The 807-nt window shown below is 70.8% G+C and carries 1 protein-coding gene and 1 pseudogene; both read left to right on the top strand.

All coding sequences use genetic code 11. The features are described from left to right. Window positions 1-437: pseudogene (locus DD1DGNOD_RS14655) on the top strand (beta-ACP synthase); the annotation flags it as partial. Beyond that, window positions 434-807 (top strand): beta-ketoacyl synthase N-terminal-like domain-containing protein (locus DD1DGNOD_RS14660; protein WP_283234698.1); only part of this gene is annotated, 374 nt, incomplete at its 3' end. The pseudogene DD1DGNOD_RS14655 and the gene DD1DGNOD_RS14660, both read left to right, overlap by 4 nt.

Raw genomic sequence — 807 nt, forward strand, 5'->3', positions numbered from 1 at the left:
GGCTGCGACCGGACGGCGCGGAGACGGCCGAAGCGATCACCACCGCGCTCCGGCAGGCCCGCACCCCCACCACGGCGGTCAGCTACGTCAACGCCCACGGGTCGGGCACCAAGCAGAACGACCGGCACGAGACGGCCGCCTTCAAACGCTCGCTGGGCTCGCACGCCTACCAGGTACCGGTCAGCTCGATCAAGTCCATGGTCGGTCACTCGCTCGGGGCCATCGGCGCGATCGAGTGCGCCGCCTGCGCGCTGGCCATCGAGCACTCTGTGGTGTCGCCGACCGCCAACTGGGAGAACCGCGACCCCGAATGCGACCTGGACTATGTGCCCAAGACCGCCCGTGACCAGCGGATCGACGTGGCCCTGTCGGTCGGGAGCGGTTTCGGTGGCTTCCAGTCCGCGATCCTGCTCGAGCGTCCGAGGGTGACCCGGTGAGCGCCACCGACCAGTCGGCGGTGATCACCGGCATCGGCGTCATGGCCCCCAGCGGCATCGGCACCGAGGAGCACTGGTCGTCCACCCTGCGCGGCGAGGTCAAGGTCGCCCCGGTCACCCGCTTCGACACCTCCGCGTACACCGCAACCCTGGCCGGCGAGGTGGACCGGTTCCGGCCGGAGGAACACCTCGACCCCCGGCTCATCGTGCAGACCGACCGGTGGAGCTGGCTGGCCGTGACGGCGGCCGGACTCGCCCTCGACGACGCCGGCTACCGACCGTCCGATCATGATCCGTACGACACCGCGGCCATCCTCGCCAGCGGCTCCGGCGGCAACGAGTTCGGACAGCGGGAGATCGGACGGCTGTG

This window comes from Candidatus Protofrankia californiensis, assembly GCF_900634765.1.
Classification (GTDB): domain Bacteria; phylum Actinomycetota; class Actinomycetes; order Frankiales; family Frankiaceae; genus Protofrankia; species Protofrankia californiensis.